Raw genomic sequence first — 25,014 nt, forward strand, 5'->3', positions numbered from 1 at the left:
TCTGGCATTGTACTTTTGGACAGGTAAGGTGGCTGAATTACACAGTGTGACGCAGGTCACAGTCGGGTCAATGGTGGTCCGCCGGGGTCAGGCGCGTTGCAAACGGACGCCGGGGCTCAATTCACCGTATGGTAGGTGGGGACATTGTTCATCTTCAGCGCCAGTTGTACCCGGTCACGCACCTGCAATTTCTCGAAAATCGCCGATAAGTGCGCTTTGACAGTTCGCTCCGTAATACTCAGGATTTCGGCAATTTCGCGGTTGCTGGCTCCTCTTGCAACCTGCTCCGCGACCATTAGCTCGCGCGAGGTCAATTCGTTCAGGGGCTGCACCTGCGGCACCTGGGACCCCGCAGCACGCGTCGTAAGCGCCAAAAAGCGCTGCAACAAGGCGGGCGGCATCCACAACCCACCGTGCTCCACCACGGTCGCAATTTCCTGCAACTGCTCGGGTGCTGCCTCTACATGGCAATAACCGACCGCCCCCGCATTGAGGAACGCGTGGGCCTCTCCCTCCGCAGGCACACCAACCATTACGACCACAGGTCGACCCAGAGCACAGGCGGCAATCACGCGGGGCATTCTCAACTGCTCTGGCAACTGGGCTGCATCAAGCCAAAGACTGCCTGTGTCGGACAGAACCTGTTCTGTCAGCCGGGCCATTTTTGCCGCGGCACGGGCTGCAGGGAAAGCCTCACGCCAGCGCTCGCGCAATATGCCCGTGGGCGTAATAAAAACCCGGCTCATCAGCGCTCCGTGAGTGCGTATTGCTTGGCGCGAAGAATAGGCTTCATGAGGTAGGCCAGCACGCTTTTCTTGCCGGTCAGTATGTCTACTTCTACGACCATACCGGGAATAATGGGTTTGTCTTCCGCCAGGCGGGCCTCGTGGGTACGAACAGTGACTTCGTAGAAAGGCTCGCCCTCCTCATCCATAACCGTGTCCGCGCCGATATGCTCTACAACGCCCTCCAGTCCGCCATAGACGACGAAATCGTAAGCGGTGAATTTCACCAATGCTTTCTGCCCTGGCATTAAAAAAGCGATATCTCTGGGCCGGATGCGGGCCTCAAGCAGCAACGTATCATCGGCCGGCACGATCTCAATGATCTCTTTACCAGGAAGGACCACACCACCGATCGTATAGTAATAAAGCTGTTTTACCGTGCCGTTAACCGGCGAGCGAATCTCCGCGCCTTTGACTCGATCCGATAGTCCCTCCGCAGTTTCCCGCAGGGAATTGATACGCGATAGTGTGTCCGCCAACTCCTCACGGATTTCGTTGTCAAACTCCACATCTACCGTATCCAGTTTCCGGCGACCCTCCTGTATAGCAGACTCAAGACGGTTAATCTGCGCCGCCGCCTGCTTGCGCTCACCGGAGAGCTGATTCTCTTCTCGCTCCAGTCGCAGTATTTCGACCTCGGATACCGCCCCCGAATCGACCATTGGTCGAGTCATACGCAACTCCTGACTCGTCAACTCCAAAGAGCGAGCCGCCTGCGCCTCACGCGCAATGGCCTCGACCAGTTCCTCATCACGCTGTTCAAGCTGACGCTGCGCAATTTTTTGCGCCAGATCCAGCTCCGAACGTCGCGTGGTAAACAGCGCCATTTCCTCTGCAACAATATTGGGCACGGTCACCAAGAGTTCGGCGTCGGGCGCGAAGTCTGTATCCTCCACGAGCGCGCGCAACCGCGCAGCTTTGACTGAAAGCGCCTGGAACTCAGCCCGGTTTTCGCGGAAGGTGGACTGGGAGCGTGTTTGATCGAGACGAAGCAGTAGCTCACCTTGCTTAACCATGTCTCCCTCACGCACCAGAATCTTCGTGATAACACCCCCATCAAGGGACTGAATCACCTGCACCTGTCGCGACGGTATGACCTTTCCCTGACCTTTTGTCACTTCATCAATCTCTGCCAGAGCCGACCAGATCACCAGCAGCACAACAGCAATCGCCACCGCATAAAGAATCTTGCGCGCCCGCAGCGGGTATTGCTCTACGAAGGCGCGGTGAACGTCCTGCTGCCAGTCATCCGGGGTCTCAGTATCATCGGGTATCCAGGGTGCAAAAAGGACATCCACCAGCTGTCGATGCCAAGACACAGAACGCTGCTCCTGTGCCGGTGGCGTCGCGACCCCGGCCTCGCCGGGCATTCGTCCCTGCGACTCAGCACTCATTCCGCTTTCCCTACACGACCCTGCTGAAGGGCCTGCACCACAGTTTCCCGCGGCCCGTCAGCCACCAGCTTGCCCTGGTCAATTACGATAATGCGATCCACCATCTCCAACAGGGTATTGCGATGCGTCACTACCAGCCAGGTACGCCCCTGAACAAACTCCGCCAGCTGATTTTTGACCGCTACCTCGGTCGAATGATCCATAGAGCCGGTAGGCTCATCCATCAGTAATAGTGGCGGTTCGTTAATGACCCCTCGCGCCAGCGCGACGCATTTGCGCTGGCCTCCGGAGAGCGAGTCGCCGCGCTCCCCGATCATCATATCGAACCCCTGTGGATGCCGGTTAACGTAATCCGCGAGATTAGCGATCTCCACTGCCCGCACTATCGCCGCATCGGAGACCTGGACGTTCGACATAGTAAGATTGTCTCGCAGACTGCCATAGAACAAAGTGACATCCTGTGGCACGTAACCGATGCGGCTACGCAGTTCGGAAGGGTCCAGCTGCCTGCTGTCTATGCCGTCAATAAAGATGGCGCCATCCGTGGGCTGATACAAGCCCATCGCTAGTTTCTGCAGGGTGGATTTACCCGAACCGACCCGTCCCAATATGGCCACGTGCTCACCGGGCTTGATCTTGAAAGAAACATCACTGAGTGAACTCATCTCCGCGCCGGGATAGGCAAACGACACATTCTTGAACTCGATTTCACCGCGAAACATCTCGCGAGAAAGAAACTGCGTTCCCTCCGGACGCTCCACCGGTTTATCCATGACGCCTTCCAAAGTCTCCAGCGATATCTGCGCGTTATGGTACTGGGTAATAAGACCCGCTAACTGACCGAAGGGTGCCATGATGCGGCCGGACAACATGGTACAGGCGATCAATCCCCCCATGGATAATGCGCCCACAGAAATCAGATAGACCCCAGTAATAATGACAAAGATATAGACCATCTGCTGGCCCCACTGGGTCACGTTAATCGTCGAGTTTGTTATTAAACGCAATTGCACACCGACGTGCGCCAAAAAAGAAGTGGTGTCTTCCCAACGCCGCTGCACGCGCGACTCGCCATCCATCGACTTGATTGTCTCCAACCCCACAAGGCTTTCGATCAGCGTTGAGTTACGCATCGCACCTGCCCGATAAGTCGTCTCGGCCAGCTCTTTTAACTTGCCCCTCACGGACAATGCATAGCCGACAACCACTATCAGACCGATGATCACAGGAATAATCACAGGCCATGCAATCCACGCCATCACCGCGATAAAAAGCACGGCAAAAGGGAGGTCAATAAGCGTGGTAATTGACGCCGATGTAATGAAGTCCCTGAGAGATTCGAAAGAGCGCAGGTTCACTGCATAAGAGCCCACAGAAGCGGGCCTGTGCTCCAAGCGTATCCCCAGTACTCGCTCCATAATCAGGGAAGACAGCCGGATATCAACACGTTTGCTGGCGAGATCGATAAAGTAGCCCCGCATCGTGCGCAAAGAAATATCCGCGAGCAACAGTATGATGACGCCTGCCGCCAACATCCACAAGGTCTCCGTCGCGTGGTTGGGCACCACCCGGTCGTAGACGTTCATCGTGAACAAAGGCATGGCCAACGCGAACACGTTAATGAAAAAAGCGGCGAGCAGCACATCGCGATAAATGGGAGCATTGGCTCTGATCGCATCCCAAAACCAATGACCCCGCACACTTTCGCCGACCCTAGGAGCGCGAGCGTCGAAGCGGAAGCGGGGACGGCAGAAAATTACCTCACCCGTAGCCTGTGCGGATAATTCAGAACGACAAACTTCAACTACCGCTTCGTTGTGGTCGGGATACACAACCTGCGCTTTCTCGCCACTGGTATTCCAGCCGGTCAGCAGGCAAGCACGCTCACCCTCAAGGAAAATCACGGCGGGCAACAGCGCTGTCTCGATAGCGTCGACACTGCGGTGAACAAATCTGCAGGACAAACCCATTCTGGATGCCGCCCTGTCGAACAGGTCGGGGGTCAGTTGCCCTTTCTTCAGTGGCAAACCACCCGACACGGCAGCAGCCGTAGTCCCGACACCGTGAAACCGGCACAGGGCGAGCAGGCACTCTAGCAGTGGATCAACTTGGGTGCTCATATTAGGCGTCCTGCCCCCCCTCACAGTCCGGATTTTTTTATCGGCACTATTGCTAAGCCTATGAATAACCTATATTTTCCATCACCTGTAAGCATAGGGTAGAACGCCTCTGTTTACCATGCTCCATAATGAGCACAACATCACAGATCACAGATCACATCATGGCTTTTTTGCGTCCCTGCGCCGCGTTACAAGAAACCACCTACCGGCAGCAACCATAAGTGTCGAAATGAGAATCCAAAGCAAATGCTCAAAAATACCTGACGTAGCGCACCACCCCCTTAGGCGTATCGCGAACCACTAGTCTCGGAATATGCTGCGCTCCTATTGCAGGTTGAGAGGAACGCGCCCACCGATCTCAGCGGCATCACTCCCCGAGGGGGCAGATAAAGCCGTTGAGCTTCAACCATGGCCAGTAGCAAACCCTCAAGAGCGCCGGTTAAAAGGCCACAGATCCGGCAACACCATCGCCACCACCCGCATCTCCAATGACTTGCGCACCACACTGTCCATTGCCTCGCCCGCACGGGCCTGCCAAACATCGATAGTCGACTGCTCAGACTTGTCGTTGGGCGCGTGTGCGACCAATGAAGCCATCGAGTCGATCGCCTTGCGCAGGGGCGCTGTCGTTTCCGCAAGCGGCGGCGGCTTTGCCATCGCGATAGGCAGCGCAGCGCCCTTCGCCAGTTGTTCGCGCAGTTGAAGCAGTAGCTGGTAATAATGCTCTGCGACGTTCTCACCGGGAAGGGTAAAGGAACCATGTGGCTCGCCGAGGGTATCGAACACATAGGCTTGCTGGTGATTCATATGGGAGTGAAAGTACCAACGCTGCTCGTCATCGTGGAGAAACGCCCAGATATCATTCAAGCGCATATCCTCCCGTCGATCGAGAAAGGTATCGGTAGGCAAGGCGTATCGCAACTGGTGCTTGCGGGCATTCAGCGTGCGCCGGTCCATCAGGGCGAGAGGCCGGGTAATCTGTTGTAACGGTATCCACAAGTTGACGAGTGTCAGGGGTGACCAGCGATTACTGCCATCCGGTGTACGATGATTGAACATTGAGGGGGCGAAACCACGCATAATTTGCCGTAGTGGTGTTCCGCGAACGTCCTGGTCACCGTGAATGGCCAGCGCCACATCGTGGTGGTTCATCTCCGTCATCGAGCGGTGCGGATCGACTTTCAATCCGTTCGGTCCGCCCCTGCGCATCACCAGTCCCTCGGGCGCCACGTGAAGCATTTTCAGGCACCGGCCGCGGGACAGACGAAATACGCCGCCTTGCAGGTGACGCCGCAACTGTCTGGATTGGGCGTCACTGATCTCCCCGGCCACTTTCACATCGCACAACAGCGACTGTAGGCCTTCTCTATCGCGCAGATCGATGGTCTCAAAGCCCATGGAGCGCAGCCCGGGCTGCGGGTGCCCCGCCCCGCACAAGTCGCGTATCTGGCAGCGCCGGTACTCGAATTGACTGGAAAAATCCTGATCGACCGGCCGTGTAACGGCCCGCCTCAAACCCCGGCTGCCATCATCCTTGATGACCTCGGCTGGCCTTGAGAAGCCGAGATCCGCCTCCACCACCGCAGGCTGTAACGCTGTGTCCATAATGTGCTCCCAACCAATTGACCCCGTGCAACAATTTATAACAAAGCACGGTACGTTGACCACAGTCAGCTTACGAGCTTGCTATATCACGTTTCGCTCCAATACACTGGCTCGGTTAGACCCTACAGGTGCAGGAGATAGTTATGTCAAAACTCGCCATTATCAGCTCGGATTGTCACGCAGGCGCGTTGCCGGAGGGCTACAAACCTTACCTGCCTGCCGAATTTCATACGGCTGCAGATGCCTGGTGGCTGGAATACGCCCGCGAAATGATGAAGCGTATGGGCACTTTTTTCGATCAAGAGGCAGCGGAGGAATTCAACGCTCGCTCGGGGGACCAGGGCGCAGGCAGAATGGATCCAGCGGCGGCCTCTACCGCGGCCCGCGCCACGGATTCAGAACTGTGGGATTTCCTCTGCGATCCAGACAGCATCATTGCCCCTCGACGCGGCGAGTACCTCCCTGAAGTCAGACTCAAAGAGCTGGAGGAGGATGGCATCGCCGGCGAGGTCATTTTTCCCCAGATGGCGCCATTTGGCGCAGGCTTGATGCAGTACCGCCACGAGGTCTCGGCCGAGCAAAGCCTCGCTGGTAATCGCGCCTATAACCACTGGCTCGCGGACCTGTGCAAGGGTAACCCGGGGCGACATGCGGGGGTCGCCATTGTCAACGTAGACGATATCGCGACCACTGTGAGTGACATCAGGGAAGCGCATAAGATGGGCCTGTTTGGAGGAGTCCTGCTACCGACCAGCACCGGGCATCACCCGTTCTACCACGACTATCGTCGCTACGAACCCCTGTGGAGCGTTTGTGAAGAATTGAACATGCCGATTCACACACACTCGGGCTGGTCTCCGGATTACGGCGATGCGGGCAGCGCGACAATGATGTACATCAGCGAAGTCGACATGTGGGCGCAACGGCCGTTCACGGCTCTGCTGTGGTCTGGCGTTTTCGAAAAGCACCCCGGACTGAAAATGATTTTCACTGAAACAGGCTGCGCCTGGATCATTGAGACGCTGAGAGTACTGAACTTCAAGATCGATAACCCGATCTTTGCCCACTTTACCAAGAACATGTCATTGACACCGACAGAGTATTTTCAACGCAATTGTTTTATCGGCGCTTCATTTTTGGCGCCCCATGAAATTGGTAGCCGCCATGACATTGGTATCAACAAACTCATGTGGGGTTCGGACTATCCCCACATGGAGGGTACCTGGCCTGACACCATGAACAAGTTACGAGAAACCTTTCACGCCGTCAGTGAAAAGGAAGTACGCGCAATTCTGGGAGAGAACGCGATCGATGTGTTCGGCTTCGACCGCTCACTGATTGAGTCAGCAGCCAGCCGTATCGGGCCCGACATTAGCGCAATCAGGCAGGCACCGAAGGCGGCCTAAGCCGGTGATCACTGATACTGGTATTCCAGTGTGACGCCGTAGGTGAGGGGATCACCGAACGTCGCCACCCCGTAACTGAAACCCAGCTGGTCAAACTGTGTTTGCCGAATGTTGCCGATATAATACTCCTCATCCAGCAGGTTTTTTCCCCACAGCATTACTTTCAACTGGCCGTAATCTCGACCTAATTGAATCTGGGAAAGGGTCAGGTTAGCGCCCAGCAGGGTGCGCTCATCCAAATAGCCGGTAGGCACGGTCACGCCCGAGTTCGTACTGTCCTGGTAAAGCACGTTGATATTCGCGTTAAAAAGACCGAAAGACAGGGGCCGGGTATATTCGAGCGACAATGTCGCACTGTGCTTGGGGGCAAGCGCCAGGTCGTCGGTGAGTGTATCAGTAATGATCGAAGTTCCATCCGGTGAATTAGCGTCGAGGGCAAGATAGGACACACTACTGGGACCAAAGCTCGTATCGAGGTACCCGTAGTTCAGCGAAGCTGTTATCTCATCGGTGATAGCCGCAGAAATATCCCACTCCAGACCCTTTATATTAGCGTCGTCTATGTTGATAAAATCGCGCTCTCCCGCATTATTGCCTGTGGGTACGCTCTGCTGGTAATCGTCATACTCCATGTAGAACAGCGCGCCATTGATCCTCAATCTGCCATTCAGCAGATCGCCCTTGTAACCGATCTCGTAGGAAACGAGGTCCTCTTCATCGAACCCCATCTCGAAATTAGCGCGACTGGTTGAGCGCTGACTGGTGCCCCCTGACTTGTAAGCGCTGACTGCCTTGGCATACACGTTGGAAAACTCATTCAGGTCATACTGCACCGTGACCGACGGGTTAAATTTGCTAAAATCCTTATCGTACTTGGCCCTGAACGGCGCAATCCCATTAGGTTGGCCCAATGAAAAGGACACGCGGTTATTGTCTCTGGTCGCCTTGCGGCTATCGTCAGAGTAACGGGCTCCAAGCGTAAAGTGCCAGCGGTCGTTGAGCGCCGCCGGCGTCCAGGTTGCCTGCCCGAATATCGCAGCAGAGCTATTCTTGGTTTTCGTGAAATCTACCAACACACCGGGCGGCAGATTTTCGGTACCACCGCTATTGCCCGGCTGATTTTCTTCACCATCGTCCTCGTAGTAAAACAGGCCGCCCACCCAGACAAGAGAATCTGTCTCGCCCAACAACTGCAACTCCTGAGTAAACTGATTGAAGTCGGTTTGTGGTAAACCATTGGTAATCGTAAGGTTCCCGAACAGCGCCGCGGTGGGCGCTTGCGCGTTCTGCGTGAAGCCATTCAAGTCCCTGTAACCGGTTATCGACTTAAAACTCAGAACGTCATTTATCTCCAAAGCGTAGTTCAGCGTATGTGCTTTGATCTTGTTGTCGCCTTTCTCCTGAAAATCATAGGATGTCGCCTCGTCAAGCCGATCATTAGTAGCCTCAACGGGATTGCCAGCCGCATCTACCTCAGGGTTCTCAAAGACAATAGCACTCGCGAGCGGCTGACTGCGATCAAACCCCAGTGCCTGTGAGAGGCGAGCGGTATCCTTGGTGGAGGAGTGCTCATACTTATAATCCAGCGTCTGCTGATCACTGATTGTCCAATGAAAATCGCCGATAAAGGTATTGCGATCCTCGATGCCAAAATCTGCGCCCCGACCTTTATTTTCGACAATACCGTCGCGGTCGTAAGTTGTATAAGCAAACTTGACTGCGGTGTTGTCAGTGATCGGCAAATTAAGAATACTACTGGAGCGAAACAAACCGTAGTTACCAACCTGAAAATTCTGACGAAAGTCGAGAGCTTCTGTGTCGGCTGGTCGCGTGATGATATTAATCGCTCCGCCCGTCGCGTTGCGGCCATAAAGCGTGCCCTGGGGGCCGCGCAAAACTTCGATGCGCTCTGTATCTGCTGTTTCAAATGCCGTACCGACGGATGAACCGATATAAACTCCGTCCATGTATAAAGCCACAGAAGGATCTTGCGTGATTTGCACATCGTTCTGGCCAACACCGCGGATGAAAAGGCGCACAGTGGTCGACGAACCCGTAAATTCTTGCACCAGCAGGTTGGGCACGGTTGAAGCCAATCCCTTGATGTCGTTAATACCCAACTGCTCCAGCCGATTCTGGCTAAACGCGACGATGGATATAGGGACGTCCTGTAGGGATTCTGCGCGCTTTTCGGCTGTGACAATGATTTCTTCAAGGGCCGGAGCCGCAAGCACCGGACAACAGAGATAAAAAAAGCCAAGGACTGCAATCGAGATAGAGCGGCACTGTTTCATAGACCGAATACCTTTTTTTATTGCAACCAGTATACGCGATACCTGCAATATAGTTAGGGCTTGCTTGCCATTCTTGCCGGATCACGTGCCAGCATACTGGAGGCCCTGATACTAAAAACGACTACCCCCTGCTGATTCTCCAGCCGCGTATCGTAACTGACAATACCGCTATCGGGATTACTGGCAGACAGGCGCGCCGCGGCAATCACTGTCTTGCACCGCAACACATCACCGGCAAAAACTGGCTGGTGCATACGCATATCGTCAAACCCCAGACCCGCCACGGCCTGCTGCACTACACCACTCTGCCAGCGCTGGCTGGTGATACAAAAAATCGCGAAAATGTGTGCTGAACAAGCGGTCAGGTTACCGAAGATGGAGTCCCTTGCGGCGACTTCGTCGATATGAAAAGGCTGTGGATCCCACTCTCGGGCAAATTCAATCATAGTCGCGGCCGATAGCTCGTAGGTGCCTGCGAGATGCTCTTCTCCGACAACACAATCGTCGAAGAAAAACGGCTGCCCTGAGGCGGGACCGGTCATACAAGACCTGGTGTTTGCACAATGCGCGGACACTGGTCGCCGTCAAGATGCTTTTCGGCCACCATCCAGGCGATACAGTCACTGAAGGTCTGCGCGGGGTCTCGCAAGGTAATGCCACGCGCCACTAATTCATGCGTATTTTCGATCCGCGGCCACAACGTAGCATAGCGCATAGTCTCTGCTGATATGGGAGTATCCATCACACGAAATTTTCTCACGATATCGATCAGTTGACCCATCAACCTGAGCTTCCAGCCCTCCACAGGAATACGCTTGAGATCGCACCCGGACACCGATTCGACAATGTCCGCAAACTCTGTCCACTTCAGGTATACCCCTGGCACCAGGAACCGACCACCGTCTCCTTTGACTGCGAGCGAACAGATAAACGCGGCGAGGTCACGGACATCCACCTGCTGCATTCCGCCATCTCCGAAAATGCGGAACCCGTTGTCGATACGGTGCTTCAGCGCCCGCATGGAGTCGGACAGACTGGGATCATCGGGCCCCACCACGCCTCCCGGATAGACTATCGATATCGCGGCACCGCTTGCCTGCAAGCTGCGCAGATAACGCTCCGCCTCGACTTTGCTTTGCCCATAGGGAAGCTTCGACGGCGCGGGAGGCGCGCTCGCTGTGACTTTTGCGCCGTCCTCGTTAAAGATCGCGGTGATGCTGGAGACGCAGACTATCTGCTGTATACCCTGCTCCAACGCAGTGCCAACCACGTTGCGTGTACCCTCTACGTTGACCCGCAGCAACTCGTTCCGGGTCGCGCCAAGAGGCGTGCCGGCAGCAGCATGTACCACCGCATTGCACTCCGCCAGCGCCGCGGCCACCGAGTCGGACTCGGTGATATCCCCTGTCACCATCTCGGGCTGTGGCAGATTTAACTTATCGTAATAAGCGCATGCTTTGGTCTGGTCACGCACTAATAAGCGAACAGCGTGCCCCGTGGCCTGCAGTTGCCGGGCAACATGAGAGCCGACAAAACCCGTTCCTCCCGTAACCAGTATGCGCATGTGTGAGCCTAGACCTCTGCCACGGTAATCACATGATTAGGGCAGTACCGGGCTGCTGCCATGACCCTGTCACGCAGTTCTTCAGCGGGTGTTTCTTGCAATAACACCACTTGAGGATAAGCATCGTCGGTCTCTTCAACATTGAACACTTCTGCACATTCTCCGAGACACACACTGTGTCCCTGGCACAAGGCCCGGTCTATACTGATTTTCATAACCATGAATGCTTATCCTTTATGCTATGCGCGCCGACGATATCGCAAGCGGGAAGGAGAACTCGGCTTGAGCACTATTGCCGATAGATCATCCTGATAATTCTCCGCAGAATCCACGAGCTCAAAATCATACTTGGGCAGCAACGCAGCGAAAATAGATTTGAGTTGCATCAACGCGAAGGCATTACCGGCACATTTGTGGGGACCACCCCCAAAGGGAATATAGGCCCACATCATCTCCGGCGTATTGGCCCGGTCTCTGTGAGGATTAAACGTCTCGGGCTCGGGAAAAAACGCGGGGTTGCGGTGGGAGCCGTAGGTGGATATCGCTACCGTCTTGCCAGCCTCGATCAGCGTGCCATCGTAGTTGATGTCCTCGATAACACGACGCATTAGAAGCACCAATGGAGGATGCAGGCGCAGTACCTCTTCAATAAAAGCCTCCAGGCGAGGAATTTCGCGGAGATTTTCAAACGTCAGATCCTGGCCCTCGCCGAACAGCGCAGTCAGTTCTTCAAGTATATCTGCCATATACTCGGGGCATCGCGCCAATTCAACGGCGGTCCAGGCGGCCGTACCGGAACTGGTGTGATGACCTGCAAACATGGTGGCGATGACCAACCCGGTGATTTCATTATCGCTCAGGAGGGAACCATCACTGTAGGTGCCCGACATAAATGTTTCCAGGGCATCACCATAGATCTTGTCGGGATCGGCTCGACGTTCAGCGATTATCTCACTGATCAACTCCTGTAGCCGGGCGCGGGCATTGTCACGCGCCTCGAACAGCGGCTGTTGCAGGTAGGGATCAACAAAGGCGATCGCCTGCAGACCTTTCTCGAGATCATGGTAGAGCGCCTTGAATTCCGCGGTCATCCGATAACGAAAATCGGCACCCAGGAGACAATGACACGCGGTGTTCAGGGTCAGACTAATAAACTCATCAAGAAAATCCAGTTCACCCTCTTCGCCCCAGTCCGAGACCCACGCTTCAACCTCCTCAGCGATAACGGCCGCATAGCTCTTCATGTTCTGGTAGCGCAGCGCATCGACCTGAATCTTCAACTGGGTCTTCATACGGTCCGGAGGCGCATCGAATATCACCCCTTTTCCAAAAACAGGCACGGTTGCCTGATAGGCGGCCGCCCGGCTCAAGTGCTTGTCCAGCCCTTTCAGGAACGCTTCCTGGGCCCGGGGGCCGCTCATCAACACGGTTTGTTGGCCGGCCATATTGTATTCAGCCAATTCGCCACACTCGCTGTTACAGCGCATCAGAAAGCGAGCAAAATTGACACTGAACTCTTCCATATGCCCCACACCTGGTTTTTCACCGCTGACTTTTGGGGGTAGCTTGAGCTCGGGGGTTACAGCGCCAGTCATGCTCACCCCTCCTTCACTTGTTCAGACGACATTTTCGGCATTGACTTCAGAATGCCTTTATCAACGCACTCCAGAATCAGGTTTGTGATGTTGGTATAGTCATACATATCCAACTGTTCTGACCATTGATAATCGCCGCCATAGCGAAACCAGGATGCGCCAATGACCTTCATCGCGGAGCCATCCTCCCGGTTCGGTGCGCCCGGCGGTGTCTGCCACCAGGTGCAAAATGCCTCTCCCCGTTTTTCGTCGATAACAATCTTGTCATAGGGGTAAGTCCAACCCTTGTAGGGATCCATGGCTGCGCCGACGCAGTTCTCGCGTACGGTCTCCCTGCCGTTGAATTCGTACTTTCCGTTCGGTGTATCCCAACCGTAGATAACATCTGTTGTGTAAAAGTCTGCAAGATGGCGCCAGTTGCCCTCTTGCTCAGCTTTGTCATTCACCGCTATCCAGCGGCGCATCATTTCTTCAATTTCGTCACGCGTATAGTTGGCCATCGGTACTCCCGTGAACTCGTTTTTCATTTGCGTTCTACCTTACGCCCCCCTTTTTATAGTTTCAACTATAAAAAGAATCTGGCACACTGGTACACGGGTTATTTAACGGAGCGATGTACATGAAGTTCTGGCAGTCTCTTGCGTTTGTGGAAATGGACCAGATGCCTGAACTGGCACGTTTCTGCGAGGAATTAGGGTTTCACGGTGTGTCCTACGGCGACCACCTGGTAACTACCGCTGAACAGGTAGACGACTACGAGTACGGTGACAACGGCAATATTCTCTGGAACCCCGATACCCACTGGCCCGACCCCTGGGTCATGACGGCCGCTCTGGCGGAGGCGACAACAACGCTCCACTTTCTCTCCACTATTTATATTTTACCGCTGCGCGACCCACTCAGTGCCGCCAAGGCTGTCTCCACCGCCGCTTACCTGTCGGGCAACAGGGTCACGCTGGGCGTGGGCGTGGGGTGGCAAAAAGCCGAGTTCGACATGGTGGGCCTGGATTTCAAAACCCGGGGAAAACGTACCGACGAGATGCTGGAAATACTGCCGGGCCTGGTATCCGGGCGAATGACTGAATACCACGGCCGCTTTTATGACATCCCTAAAGTGAAGATGTCCCCGGGAACGACAGAACCACTGCCCATTATGGTGGGAGGATACGCCCCTGCCGCGCTCACACGTGCTGCAAGATTTGATGGCTGGATGGCTACTTCCCACGAGGAAAATGATATTTACCCACTCCTGGACAACCTCCGTGCAGCCCGAGTCGCCCAAGCAGATAGCGAGCGACACTTTGATATTTGGACTGGTGTTATCAATCCCGGACAGGGCGCACACGAGCGACTCGCGGAAGCCGGCGTCACCATGGTCAACGGCACCAATTTCCTCGACGAGAGCGGCAAGACAACCCTATCCAGCATTGATGACAAGAAGCGGCGCCTTGATCACTTCGCGGAACGCTTTCTGGGCTAGACCCCCGCGCAATACACCTGCATAGAGGTGCAGCGGGCCTCAGGGCTGGCGATCCAGTGCCTCATCGACAATCCGCTGCATCGCCACCGCATCGTTACTGAACACCCACTCAATACCGCGGTTCAGTTCGCGATAAAGGCAATTCCGTGAACCGGGAAACCCCGTTCCCAGCCGCTGGCCCTGCTCACTATGGCGCGAGCGCAGACGGTCATTCAGAAGAAGATAGTGACCACCGAGGCCTGCACAGCCCTGCGCCAGCGCGTAACGACTCAACGCTCCTACATTGAGCTCAGCGACAGGGAGGCAATATTGCGGCGAGATAAAGGGCAGACGTGCAAACATATCTGGATCAAGGGACAGCAGGTGGTAGTTCTCCCCAGGAAGCAGAGGCGCCAGTTCACTGCGCAGTATGTCCGCCTGCGCCGCCGCGTTCGGCCAGTTCTCATGCTTTAGCTCCAGCATGAGATGCATCTTGCCACCGAATTGTTCCACCACTTCTCGCAGGCTGGGAATTTGCGCTGCCCATCGTCGCAGATCATTAAATGGCACTTCCGCAAGGGTCGTGTCTATACCAAACACCCGCTCGGGAGTAGCATCATGGCAGATGACAGGAACAAGATCGCTGGTCCAGCGGATATCGCACTCCAACCCCCACACGCCACCGCGTTGCGCCCCCTCAAAGGCCGCCAGCGTATTCTCCATAATACAAACATTGTCGTATTCGCCGCGATGTGAAATAAGGCGACATCGCTCCAGAGCTGCTCGCTCCGGCTCACCGCGTGGAATCGCAGCCATAAGACCGTCCACCACGGACATTGCAATATCCAGTACACTTGCCATAGAGATGACCTGTCAGCGTAATCCCGCCAAGCGGATCACTCCGCCCGCTACAAGCATAAATGCAAGGGGAAATATTCGCCATGTCAAATGCAGGAAAGATGCCTGATTCGCGCGGCACAAGCGCGCCCGTGCAGCGCCGCGAAATTGGCGCCTGGGCATTTTTCGATTTCGCCAATTCAGGCTACACCACAGTCGTGCTCACTACGATTTACAGCACTTATTTTGTGGCTGTTATCGGCGCCGGCATGGAGGCAGCACAGCCCGGAAGCGCCACCTTTGCCTGGACGCTTTCAATCGGTGCAGCAAACCTGCTTGTGCTGTTGTGCGGACCGGTCATTGGTGCAATCGCGGATCGACGCGCGAGTAAAAAGCGATTCCTACTTCTTTCAACAACGCTCTGTGTCGGCAGCACCGCACTGCTGGCACTTGCGGGACCAGACCAACTGCAATTTGCCGTCGTGTGCTTGATCGTCTCCACCATTGCATTTTCGATAGGAGAAAATCTGATCGCAGCATTCCTTCCCGAGATTGCGACATCCGACAATATGGGTCGTATATCCGGATATGGCTGGAGCCTCGGATATTTCGGCGGCCTGCTCACATTGTCTGCCTGTCTTGCCTACATCAACTGGGCAGAAGCCAGGGACATGGCCGCTACCCATTACGTTCCCGTGTGCCTTTTCATCACAGCGCTGATATTTGCTGTAACGGCATCGCCGACTTTCATCTGGCTTCGAGAGCGCGCGACTCCAATGCCCTCCGCACCAAACCTGTCTTATGTCCGGGCCGGTCTCGACCGTGTTGTGTTGACGCTGCGCGAAGCGACCCATCTGCCCGACCTGTTTCGCTTCCTGTTGTGCCTGACCCTGTTTCAGTCAGGTGTAGCCACCGTTGTCGTTGTAGCGGCCATTTACGCCCAGCAGGTCGCGGGCTTTGACAGCCAACAATTGATCGTACTGATCATGGTCGTCAACCTGACGGCGGCTATCGGCGCCTTTGCCTTTGGCCAGGCACAGGATCGCTTTGGCTCAGTAGTCAGCCTCAGGGCAGCATTACTGATTTGGATAGCTGCAATTTTCGTTACCCAGGGCGTCGATTCTGCAGGAGGGGTGTGGCTTGCCGGAAACCTCATGGGGCTGGCGATGGGCGCCACACAGGCTGGCGGCCGCGCACTGGTCGGGCAACTGACACCCCACTCCCGAAACGGAGAGATCTTTGGCCTGTGGGGCCTTGCTAACCGGGCCGCAGCCATCATCGGACCAGTAAGTTACGGTCTGATTATCGATGCTACCTCAGGAGACTACCGGTTTGCCTTGTACTCCACGCTCGCTTTTTTTGTGGTGGGCCTGATTTTACTCGGGACCATCAGTGAGCAGCGGGGGCGAGCCGCTGCCCTGCTCGACGAACAGGCGACCTGATCATCTTGCCGATAACAACAGCGCATCAGATGCGGCACGCAACGTTTTATCTAGCGGGCAGAGGTTCATTATGGGGCTGCAAAGGGTGCCGTGACATCACGAACGACATTGGAGCATAGACATGAACGAACAAGTCGAACGTGTGCGAAAACTGGCTCCCTCCATTACTCTCACAGTGCTGAGCATGATCCAGGCGATCGCGCTGGAGCTCTACTAGAGCAAGCCGGTCGCCAGCGAATTTCTATGGACAGGCGTCTGGATAGCACTGGTAAGCTGGCTACAGTTTATCGCCCTGTTTTTCGGCATTCTCCTGATATGGCTGCTTTACGTGAGCCCTATGCTGCGCTTCCACTGGCTGCCATCACTGGAGGATACTCTGCCTCCATTCCTGATAGGACTGCTTGAATTTGCACTCATTGATCTCACCCACCCAAGCCTGGCGGGACCTTGGCTTTTTGTCCTTGCCATGGTTTTTACCACGGCGGTTTTCACTAGCCACACAATCTCACGGCGCGCACGCTCCGACCCCGCCAATGATTACTTTTTTTCACAGCAAGACTCGGCGGCGCCAACAGATTATAGGGAATCGGGAATTACGATAGCGAGCCTGGTGTTGCTGGGCACTCTTCTCTGGGTTTTTCCGCACGCATACTGGCTTGCGTCACTCGCGTTGCTGGTGACGCTGACCGGGATGAGTTACCAGTACCTAGAGGCCAGGCGCTTTTGGCTACATTCTATTAAAGACGCGTCCTCAATTGAAAACGACCATTCAAGCTCTGAGTAAAGAATATTTGCGCCACAACTTTTCAGCAACAGCCACTGGTCGCGAGGGACAAACCGCCTGTACCACGACGGAGCAGGCGCACCTACATTTGCAGCAACTGGACACGATCCCTCAGACGGGTCTGGTACAATACCGTACCCTTGGCTATTTGCACCGCCAGGGGCTCCTCTTCATCCGCGCCATCGAGACAGATATCCCAACACAAAGATCCTTGTTCACCGCAAGCCGTTACCCTCGCGCGCCTGGACACTCCCCTCACCAGACCCGCCAGCCCCTCAGTCATTCCCGCTTTTAACACCGCCTGCCAGCCACAGCCTTCCGTTTCCTGCAAGGCAGGACAATCGTGCACCCGCAGCCGCGCAGATTCTGCATCATTACGTATAACCTCCAGACGCCAGTACTCCCTTGGCTGGAACGCAGGATGAATCTCTAGTACTCGAATAACATCGTCGATACCCGACCCGCTCAGGCCCAGCCACCCACAGAGGCGCTCGCTCATAACCCAACAGCTACCCGCCATCTGGAATTCAGCCACGGCTAGCGCAGCGGTCTCGCCATAGTGCTCCGCCACTGAGCGCATCATGGCCGCAATCAGCAGATGCACCTGCACCGCAAGCTCGCGGCAAATGACAGATAAAGCTGACTGGGAGAATTGCTCCAGGTGAAGCCGCTCATGCATGTCGCCACTGTAATCCTCCAATCCTCCGGAACTACTGCCATGGGCGCGCTCTATAAAAAGGCAGGCAAGCTTTGTTTCACTCATCGCGAGTGCACTTTTCGGTTCCGCCAGCGGCAGAGCCTCCGGATCAATGTGGACGAGCCATTCGCAGTGGGGTACCCGATCCGATGGGACTCGAGGTGGACGATGAATCGCCGTCATGCGGGCTCGTGGATTAGTTGCTACCGCCGTGGCATTGAAGGTTGGATCCTCAATGTCGTGACACATCGTCTTGACCGCATCTGGTCCGCGCGGCTCGGTCTCGAGCAGTGCGCCACAACTTTTGAGCCAAAAGCGGCCTTGCTCTGGCGACTGCACCGCAAAACGCACATCAAAATACTGGTGAGTAAAACCGCATTCGAGCTGCAGGCCCTTGAAGATAGTTTCGACGCTCGAGTCACCGGAAAAACGCATGGCTTTCTGCATACGACGGGTATACACAGGGCTCGCACCCATCCAATTATCGATCGCAATCGCCTGATAGGCCTCGTCGCCATGGTTCATGCGTAAAGCTGCATAACCCGTACGGCTATTAAACTGCGCAAACAGCATCATTTCGCGGCCAAGCTGTGCCAGCTTCAAGCGATTAAATTCGAACAGATCATGCGCTGCCATAGTGATGCCACCCGCGAGAATTGCCCTGTCAAACGGTGACCAGAAGAAACCCCTGGCTACACGAAAATATATAGGCATTGTTTTATAGTTGCCACTATTTTATAGTCTCTTTGTCTATACAGGCTAGGTAATTCCAACCGCTAAACCATGCCCTCCTCCACACAGCCCAGCAAGCGTGAGATCACCCGCGATAAGGTTATCAGAGCGGCTATTGACGCCATCTATAGCGAGGGTTTTCATGCGGCGCATACCAATCGCATTGCAGAGGAGGCAGGCGTCAGCTGGGGAGTGTTGCAATACCATTTCGGTGATAAGGATGGATTGCTGCAGGCAGTCATCGATGACATTTTTGAAGACTTCGAAAATACGCTGGCAGCAACCACGTTGCAGGGCCACGACCTTAATCAGCGAGTACGTCAACTAACAGAGGTGATCTGGGGCCTTGTGAGCAAGAAGGAGTACCGGGTGAGCCTTGCGATTTTGCGCAACGCAGGAAAGGACGATAACTCATCAATCGATGGCCAAAAACAACTTAATCGATGGGCAAAAAAAATATCCGCTTTTTGGCAGCGGCTATTAGACGACCAAAATATAACAACTGGCAACAGCGAGGTCGCTCGTCATTTGTTATTCGCTGCACTGCGCGGCATGGCCGACGAAATCAACCCGAGCAACAACCGAACGCAGAAAGCGATTAACGAGGAATGCGATGCTCTGAGCGAGGCCATCACTTTCCTCCTGCAACGTTAATGGGTATTTTCAACGTGCTCGCGCCACACGGAAAAACGAGTCTCCCGCACTCAGCGCGCCAACATTAGCCTCTGGGAACAGCTGTCTATCAAGCAATGGCCGAACTCCCGGATCTTTCATACCGCGACACTTTCGGATCAAATTGCCTGAGCACTGCAACGAGTTCCGCGTGCATGATCAGCCGCTGAAACTTCAGTTGACATGAAAAACCAGACTTTCAGCTGGGTGTGACGGCAAGGTGCAAGCACTCCAGGCGACGCACAAAGATGCTGGGTACGTGCTTCACTGGGCCGGCCTCGCTCAAGCTGAATTCTTCGGTCGAAGCCAAAAGCTCCTCTAGGATTACTTTCGCTTCCATGCGCGCCAGCCTGGCCCCAACGCAAAAGTGAATACCATGGCCGAAACCAATGTGCTCGCCGCCATCGCTACGCGCGGGGTCAAGCGTGTCAGGTCGGGAAAATACTGACGGATCACGGTTGGCCGCCGCCCACTGCAGAAATACCCGCGCACCTGCTGGCAGGTTCACGCCACCTAAATAGGTCTCGTTCAGTACGACCCGGTAGTGTCCCTTGAAGGGTGACTCAAGCCGAACCACTTCTTCTACATAGGGCTCGATGAGGGATGAATTCATTCGCAGTTCCGCTTGCATCACTGTGTCCTGGGCGAGCAGCCGTATAGCACTGCCGACGAGGCTGGAAGTGGATTCTCCTGCCGCACCGACCAGCACTATCATAATCGCCACGGCCTCCTCTTCACTGATTTGTTCTGCACGGACGCCCTTGGCCAGTTCGTCAATGATAGACCCTGTTGCACTTGCAGGATCACGGGACAGGCCAAGTTCGAAATGTGATTGCAAGTAGGACCGCATCTCACCGGTAGACGCTGCCAGTTCCAGCATCCCCTCCAGTGTCGTGGTACCGGCAAGAATATCGCCTCCGCTAAACGCCCAGCCCAGCAGCAAGTCAACATCGTCAACGGGCAACCCCATTAATCGCGCCATAACTTTCACGGGAATAGGGTTAGCCAGCACTGCGACACAGTCACCTCCGCCACCGGACACCAGCCGCGAGACAGCGGCACGCACCCAGACTTTAACCTCATCTTCCATGGCCGAGACACTGCGGGCATTGAGTGTCGGCAAAACCAGCTTTCTATGTACAGCGTGGAAAGGCTCATCCGCATTAGCGATGGCATCCACTGTGCCGCCAAACTGGGACAGGTCAAACAAGCTGGGAAGACCAGCCGCATCCGTAATTAATATGCCTGTGAGATTGGCGGAGTAATCTTTCTGGTTCCGGAGCACCTCGTGTATCAGTTGCCAACTGGAGACGAGATAAACTTCGGTACCCGGCACCTGGTACACCGGCGCACTCTCCAGAAGCTCACGGTAAAAAGGGTAAGGATCCTCGATAACGCCGGGATCAAAAAGTGCACACATCGCCCGTGGCTGCGCGTTCTGATGGTTAATGGTATTCTCCTATCCTGAGTTTGGTATCAAAAATTCTGTTCGTTACCACAGTAGCAAAGAAAAAATAAACCATCACCGGGGTGACACGTCTGGCATATAAAAGCGCGTTCGCTCGGTAACTTTCCTTCACATAATACTACTTTTTGCAGCTGTTCATCACGGAGACTACACAGATGGCCACACGCTATGATAAACCCATCCCGTTTGGCTGGTTCGCGCTTGAGTACTCAAGCCAGCTGGCAATCGGCGACGTTCAAGCGCTGAGCTACTTCGGTCGGGAACTGGTGCTGTTTCGCACAGAATCTGGAGAAGCGCGCGCACTCGACGCTTTCTGCCCCCATCTCGGCGCCCACCTGGGACATGGTGGCGTAGTCAAGGGTGACCGAATCGCCTGTCCGTTTCATGGCTGGCAATTTGATGGCGACGGCGTCTGCCAGGAGGTGCCCTATGCGAAGAATATGCCACCGAGAGTCAAGGGGCGACAAACTATAAACGCTTACCCTGTTGTAGAACGTAACGCGATGATCTGGGCCTGGTACCACCCCGAAAATGCGGCCCCTGAGTTTGAGGTCGAAACCATTCCCGAAATAGGCTCTGCGGACTGGACCGAGCTGGATGTCTACGACTGGACGATCAATACCATCGTGCAGGAGACGGGGGAAAATGGCGCAGATGTTGCTCACTTCATGTTTGTTCATTCGAGCCCGGAGATGCCCGAGGGCAAGGTCACTATGGACGGCGTCAGGCGCTCGACGTTGCTCATGAACAAGGTACCCCGCATAAACGCCAAGGGCGAAACAGACGAGTCTGGCGAAGACTGGGAGTTTATAGAGGTGAACTCGATCAATGTGGGCCCGGGCCAAACCATCCAGCGGATAACAAGAGCCTTTGAAGTGGTCATGATGGGTACCATTACCCCGATTGACGACCAGCACGTTCACCTCAGGTTTGCTTTTACTATGCCCAATTCGCAATCTGATATGAACCAGGTTCTCGCCGAGGCAACACGCGATAATATCGCAGGCGGAGTTGAACAGGACATTCCCATCTGGAACCACAAGCGCTACGTGGATGATCCTATTTTGTGCGACGGAGATGGCCCTATCGCCAAGTATCGGAAGTGGTTTAGTCAGTTTTACGTCGGCGGCGGATAAGCGCTGTTATTCCTGCCGCCCCGCCCCGATCTCCTCAAGCAAGCGCGGGCGGATCACGGCTGTCCATCGCCCATACCCCTTGTCACTCAGGTGTAACCCATCGATAACGTAATTTTCGTCATCGGGCTTTCCATCCTCATCCAGCAATACCTCCGAGGTATCGATAAAATGCAGATTATTACGCGTACCTGACCACTCTTTGATCAGCCGGTTGGCTTCCAGTGCAACGGGCCACACCGACCAACGCCTAGGGGACGGCGTAATGCCGATATAGTAAATGGGGAGGTCAGCCATGGCCTCATCGACGACTCTTACAAACGCCTGATAGCGTTCAAGCAGCACAGCGGGATCCTTTCGTGCACGGGGATCGATATCGTTTGTTCCTGCGAAAACTACCACAGCGCGAGGACGGTAATCGTTGACCAGGCGCGGCGCGTAGTAAACGATATCATTGAGCTTCGCCCCACCAAAGCCATGCTGTACGACCCGCATGGGCGACATGTCCGCAGCGAGGGTATCCCAAAAGCGAATACTCGAGCTGCCCACGAACACCACACAGGTTTCAGGCGGGCACTGGCCCCGGGTTGCGGTCTCCAGTGCAACGATGTCCGCCTCCCACACCAGCGGATCTTCGCTCGCCGACTTCCTGATCTCCTGGTACACCTGCCACGCGGGCCAGCTCACCCCGATCAGCATCAGGCCGAGCAGCACAACCGAAATTTTCAGAGCCTTTTTCACTGCTATCTCTTCTTCTATGCGCCAATTTGGCATAAAGCGATGCCCGCCGTTCTGACATCACCCAAACTGCTTAACAGACATCGATCGGTCACAATGAGCAAACAGTGGCAGATTACCAAAAACCACCCTTCAAACCAGCGTTGCGCCGCCGCTATTATCGTGAGAATGCACCCGGCCAGTGAAAAATGGTATTTTTACACACTTCTCAAATATTACCCTTCTGGAGAAAAGCGCTGTTGAATCGCCGCTTGACACTGACGCTTGGCTTTTTGCTGGCGGTGGCCCTTCCGTTACAGGGAGCGACAGGAAGTACCAACGATATCTGGCTTTTTGTGAATACCAATGAACTCAATCTCGCCATTATGCAGGGCGATAACGAGGTCCTGATTTTCGAGAATATCGCTATCGGCAGTAACGGTCCGGCACTGCGCAGAAGCCGCGGTGATAAGACGACTCCTCTGGGGGAGTTCACCATCACAGAAATCAGGCGCAGCAAGCGTTTCGAGCTATTCATGGCCTTCAATTACCCCAATTTAGAACACACCGAAAGAGCCTTCGATGAGGACCGCATAGGCCCGGATATTTACCGTGTACTCCGGCGCGAACTGGACCAGGGCAACCCGCCCTCACAGGCGACCATACTGGGGGGGCAACTGGGCATCCACGGTCTTGGTGAGGGCAGTGTAAAAATCCACCAATCGGTCAATTGGACCGATGGTTGCATCGCCCTGACCAACGAGCAGGTAGCGGAGCTAGCCAGCTGGATTGATGTTGGCACCCGGGTCGTGGTCCGCTAAGCGGCAAAAAGTCGGCAAAACAAATCCTTGCGATTAGATGGCAATTCTTTGAAAATGATTGCTTGAGGCGCGCGCTGACTCCATTGTGGCAAAGCGCCCCAAAATGAACTGCACAGCCCGTTGTTTAATCGACGGCGCCGTTCAAAACTGCAAAGACCGAACAAGCCGGTTAACGGCTGATCACTTAGAGGACATGATTATGCGTAACTCGCTCAAAACAACGGCCGCAGCTTTTATGTTGGTTGCCCTGACAGGACTAACCGGCTGTGCCACCACCAGGGATCTCGATACCCTGAAAGCGATGGTAGAAAAAGCACAAGCGACCGCTGATGCTGCCGCTGCCGCTGCCGCTGCCGCTAACAGCTCTGCTGGAGAAGCTCTGGCTTGCTGCAAGGCTAACACTGAAAGAATGGACCGCATGTTCAAGGACTCAATGAACAAGTAATATCGCGGTACGCTATTTCACTAAGGGCGGGCATCACTGCAAAGTGATCCCGCCTTTTTTATTACCACACCCTGCCTTTGGTAATTGCTTCGGGCACACCCGTCTGACGGATAACTTCCCTTTCGATCGCTTTATCGTCCAGCTCCGCTGAACGCCCTGCCATTACATCGTCAAGCACCAGCATCACCCGCTCTACCATCGACCCTCTGTCGTGAGGATACTCAGGCAACGGAGGATGCACCTCCAGGTAAAGCTTTCCACCGTACCAGCCCGCCTTAACCGGCTGGTTAACAATGCGCACCTTGGTACCTGTCGGGACCTGCGGGAAAAGATATTCGATATCCTCCGGCAACATACGGATACAGCCATGAGACACCCGCATACCGACACCCAGCGGCTTATTGGTGCTGTGAATAAGATAACCAGGTATCCCCAGTTTCAGCGCGTATCGACCCATCGGGTTGTCAGGGCCCGGAGGCACGTATCTAGGCAGGGGATCACCACGCTCGGCATGCTCCTTGCGAATTGACTCAGGCGGGCGCCAGCCGGGATCCTTCACTTTGACGGTGATCGTCGTCTTGCCCAGCGGTGTGGCCCAATCCATACGACCAATACTGATCGGATAGGTCTGCACCTGCATAGGCTCTCCCTTTTTCTTGGGCGGGTAGTAGTACAAGCGCATCTCGGGAAGATTCAGGACCATACCCTCGCGCGGACCGCGGGGCAGAATGTGGTAAGAAGGCACCGTGATCTCCGTGCCTTCGCCCGGCAGCCAACGATCCACGTCCGGGTTAACGCGCTCCATCTGGTCCTGACCAATGTCCTCCCGCCGGGCAATTTCCAGCAGCGTGTCCTCGTAGGTTGCCGTGACCGTTCGCATGGAGCCGATCACATCAAAATATTCCGAGGGCAAGTCATAGGTTGCGGATAATGCCGGTGCAGACACAGTGCACACTGACAGAGCAAATAAAATGGCTTTCATGGGAGACCTGATCACAATCTGTATAGACGTCATCCATTAACGATAAAGCAGTAACAGGGGCG

General features: G+C 55.0%; 23 protein-coding genes. 8 read left to right on the forward strand and 15 right to left on the reverse strand.

All coding sequences use genetic code 11. The features are described 5' to 3' along the window. Positions 1 to 116: 116 nt before the first annotated feature. The 4 genes from EYC82_RS06605 to EYC82_RS06620 all read right to left on the reverse strand — a co-directional run bounded on the left by EYC82_RS06605 (position 117) and on the right by EYC82_RS06620 (position 5,904). A complete protein-coding gene (locus tag EYC82_RS06605) occupies positions 117 to 746 on the reverse strand; it encodes a response regulator transcription factor (RefSeq protein ID WP_279248745.1) in 630 nt (209 codons plus the stop codon). Then, positions 746 to 2,179: an HlyD family type I secretion periplasmic adaptor subunit gene (locus EYC82_RS06610; protein WP_279248746.1), complete on the reverse strand. Its 1,434-nt coding sequence runs from the start codon at positions 2,177 to 2,179 to the stop codon at positions 746 to 748. The genes EYC82_RS06605 and EYC82_RS06610 overlap by 1 nt, the downstream gene beginning before the upstream one ends. Beyond that, complete coding sequence (locus EYC82_RS06615; protein WP_279248747.1) at positions 2,176 to 4,299, reverse strand: type I secretion system permease/ATPase; 2,124 nt, start codon at positions 4,297 to 4,299, stop codon at positions 2,176 to 2,178. Before EYC82_RS06615 ends, EYC82_RS06610 begins: the two co-directional genes overlap by 4 nt. A 426-nt stretch (positions 4,300 to 4,725) precedes the next feature. After that, entirely contained in the window at positions 4,726 to 5,904 is a 1,179-nt protein-coding gene (locus EYC82_RS06620; protein ID WP_279248748.1) for a hypothetical protein, read from the reverse strand. Positions 5,905 to 6,047: 143 nt separating this feature from the next. Here EYC82_RS06620 and EYC82_RS06625 point away from each other — a divergent pair, with 143 nt between their 5' ends. After that, a complete protein-coding gene (locus EYC82_RS06625; protein ID WP_279248749.1) occupies positions 6,048 to 7,310 on the forward strand; it encodes an amidohydrolase family protein in 1,263 nt (420 codons plus the stop codon). An 8-nt stretch (positions 7,311 to 7,318) separates the two neighbouring features. Here EYC82_RS06625 and EYC82_RS06630 read toward each other — a convergent pair whose 3' ends face one another. From EYC82_RS06630 to EYC82_RS06655, 6 genes are read right to left on the reverse strand one after another with little or no spacing between them, the layout of a single operon-like run. Further along, the gene (locus EYC82_RS06630) at positions 7,319 to 9,604 is read right to left on the reverse strand and encodes a TonB-dependent receptor (RefSeq protein WP_279248750.1); all 2,286 of its coding nucleotides are present in this window, start codon (positions 9,602 to 9,604) and stop codon (positions 7,319 to 7,321) included. A 53-nt stretch (positions 9,605 to 9,657) separates the two neighbouring features. After that, positions 9,658 to 10,146: a MaoC/PaaZ C-terminal domain-containing protein gene (locus EYC82_RS06635; protein WP_279248751.1), complete on the reverse strand. Its 489-nt coding sequence runs from the start codon at positions 10,144 to 10,146 to the stop codon at positions 9,658 to 9,660. Next, on the reverse strand, positions 10,143 to 11,168 hold the full coding sequence (locus EYC82_RS06640; protein WP_279248752.1) for an NAD-dependent epimerase/dehydratase family protein: 1,026 nt from the start codon (positions 11,166 to 11,168) through the stop codon (positions 10,143 to 10,145). Before EYC82_RS06640 ends, EYC82_RS06635 begins: the two co-directional genes overlap by 4 nt. Positions 11,169 to 11,176: 8 nt before the next feature. Beyond that, complete coding sequence (locus EYC82_RS06645; RefSeq protein ID WP_279248753.1) at positions 11,177 to 11,389, reverse strand: ferredoxin; 213 nt, start codon at positions 11,387 to 11,389, stop codon at positions 11,177 to 11,179. Positions 11,390 to 11,407: 18 nt separating this feature from the next. Further along, positions 11,408 to 12,763, reverse strand: coding sequence for a cytochrome P450 (locus tag EYC82_RS06650; RefSeq protein WP_279248754.1), 1,356 nt, complete (start codon positions 12,761 to 12,763; stop codon positions 11,408 to 11,410). A gap of 2 nt (positions 12,764 to 12,765) precedes the next feature. Then, the gene (locus tag EYC82_RS06655) at positions 12,766 to 13,290 is read right to left on the reverse strand and encodes a hypothetical protein (RefSeq protein WP_279248755.1); all 525 of its coding nucleotides are present in this window, start codon (positions 13,288 to 13,290) and stop codon (positions 12,766 to 12,768) included. Between the two features lie 92 nt (positions 13,291 to 13,382). Between EYC82_RS06655 and EYC82_RS06660 the strand changes: the two genes are divergently transcribed. Then, positions 13,383 to 14,243 carry a TIGR03619 family F420-dependent LLM class oxidoreductase gene (locus tag EYC82_RS06660; protein ID WP_279248756.1) on the forward strand — a complete coding sequence of 287 codons (861 nt, stop codon included), beginning with the start codon at positions 13,383 to 13,385 and terminating at the stop codon, positions 14,241 to 14,243. 39 nt (positions 14,244 to 14,282) lie between these two features. On the opposite strand, the gene EYC82_RS06665 is transcribed toward EYC82_RS06660, so the two are convergent. Continuing rightward, entirely contained in the window at positions 14,283 to 15,083 is an 801-nt protein-coding gene (locus tag EYC82_RS06665) for a glycerophosphodiester phosphodiesterase (protein WP_279248757.1), read from the reverse strand. Between the two features lie 80 nt (positions 15,084 to 15,163). Between EYC82_RS06665 and EYC82_RS06670 the strand changes: the two genes are divergently transcribed. Continuing rightward, positions 15,164 to 16,501 carry an MFS transporter gene (locus EYC82_RS06670; protein ID WP_279248758.1) on the forward strand — a complete coding sequence of 446 codons (1,338 nt, stop codon included), beginning with the start codon at positions 15,164 to 15,166 and terminating at the stop codon, positions 16,499 to 16,501. A 337-nt stretch (positions 16,502 to 16,838) separates the two neighbouring features. Next, the gene (locus EYC82_RS06675) at positions 16,839 to 17,285 is read left to right on the forward strand and encodes a hypothetical protein (RefSeq protein ID WP_279248759.1); all 447 of its coding nucleotides are present in this window, start codon (positions 16,839 to 16,841) and stop codon (positions 17,283 to 17,285) included. 82 nt (positions 17,286 to 17,367) lie between these two features. On the opposite strand, the gene EYC82_RS06680 is transcribed toward EYC82_RS06675, so the two are convergent. Then, positions 17,368 to 18,696, reverse strand: a complete 1,329-nt coding sequence (locus EYC82_RS06680) for a hypothetical protein (protein ID WP_279248760.1) — start codon at positions 18,694 to 18,696, stop codon at positions 17,368 to 17,370. 69 nt (positions 18,697 to 18,765) lie between these two features. On the opposite strand from EYC82_RS06680, the gene EYC82_RS06685 reads away from it, so the two are divergent. After that, on the forward strand, positions 18,766 to 19,368 hold the full coding sequence (locus EYC82_RS06685) for a TetR/AcrR family transcriptional regulator (protein ID WP_279248761.1): 603 nt from the start codon (positions 18,766 to 18,768) through the stop codon (positions 19,366 to 19,368). A gap of 217 nt (positions 19,369 to 19,585) precedes the next feature. Here EYC82_RS06685 and EYC82_RS06690 read toward each other — a convergent pair whose 3' ends face one another. Continuing rightward, positions 19,586 to 20,806: a cytochrome P450 gene (locus tag EYC82_RS06690; protein ID WP_279248762.1), complete on the reverse strand. Its 1,221-nt coding sequence runs from the start codon at positions 20,804 to 20,806 to the stop codon at positions 19,586 to 19,588. A gap of 203 nt (positions 20,807 to 21,009) precedes the next feature. Here EYC82_RS06690 and EYC82_RS06695 point away from each other — a divergent pair, with 203 nt between their 5' ends. After that, the gene (locus EYC82_RS06695; RefSeq protein ID WP_279248763.1) at positions 21,010 to 21,990 is read left to right on the forward strand and encodes a Rieske 2Fe-2S domain-containing protein; all 981 of its coding nucleotides are present in this window, start codon (positions 21,010 to 21,012) and stop codon (positions 21,988 to 21,990) included. A 6-nt stretch (positions 21,991 to 21,996) separates the two neighbouring features. Here EYC82_RS06695 and EYC82_RS06700 read toward each other — a convergent pair whose 3' ends face one another. Beyond that, positions 21,997 to 22,761: a GDSL-type esterase/lipase family protein gene (locus EYC82_RS06700; RefSeq protein WP_279248764.1), complete on the reverse strand. Its 765-nt coding sequence runs from the start codon at positions 22,759 to 22,761 to the stop codon at positions 21,997 to 21,999. 203 nt (positions 22,762 to 22,964) lie between these two features. On the opposite strand from EYC82_RS06700, the gene EYC82_RS06705 reads away from it, so the two are divergent. After that, entirely contained in the window at positions 22,965 to 23,525 is a 561-nt protein-coding gene (locus tag EYC82_RS06705) for a L,D-transpeptidase family protein (protein ID WP_279248765.1), read from the forward strand. 199 nt (positions 23,526 to 23,724) lie between these two features. After that, positions 23,725 to 23,970: an alanine-zipper protein gene (locus EYC82_RS06710; RefSeq protein WP_279248766.1), complete on the forward strand. Its 246-nt coding sequence runs from the start codon at positions 23,725 to 23,727 to the stop codon at positions 23,968 to 23,970. A gap of 61 nt (positions 23,971 to 24,031) precedes the next feature. Here EYC82_RS06710 and EYC82_RS06715 read toward each other — a convergent pair whose 3' ends face one another. Then, a complete protein-coding gene (locus EYC82_RS06715) occupies positions 24,032 to 24,952 on the reverse strand; it encodes a L,D-transpeptidase family protein (protein WP_279248767.1) in 921 nt (306 codons plus the stop codon). Between the last annotated feature and the right edge of the window lie 62 nt (positions 24,953 to 25,014).

Origin of the sequence: Candidatus Marimicrobium litorale, assembly GCF_026262645.1 — a bacterium.
Classification (GTDB): Bacteria; Pseudomonadota; Gammaproteobacteria; order Pseudomonadales; family Halieaceae; genus Marimicrobium; species Marimicrobium litorale.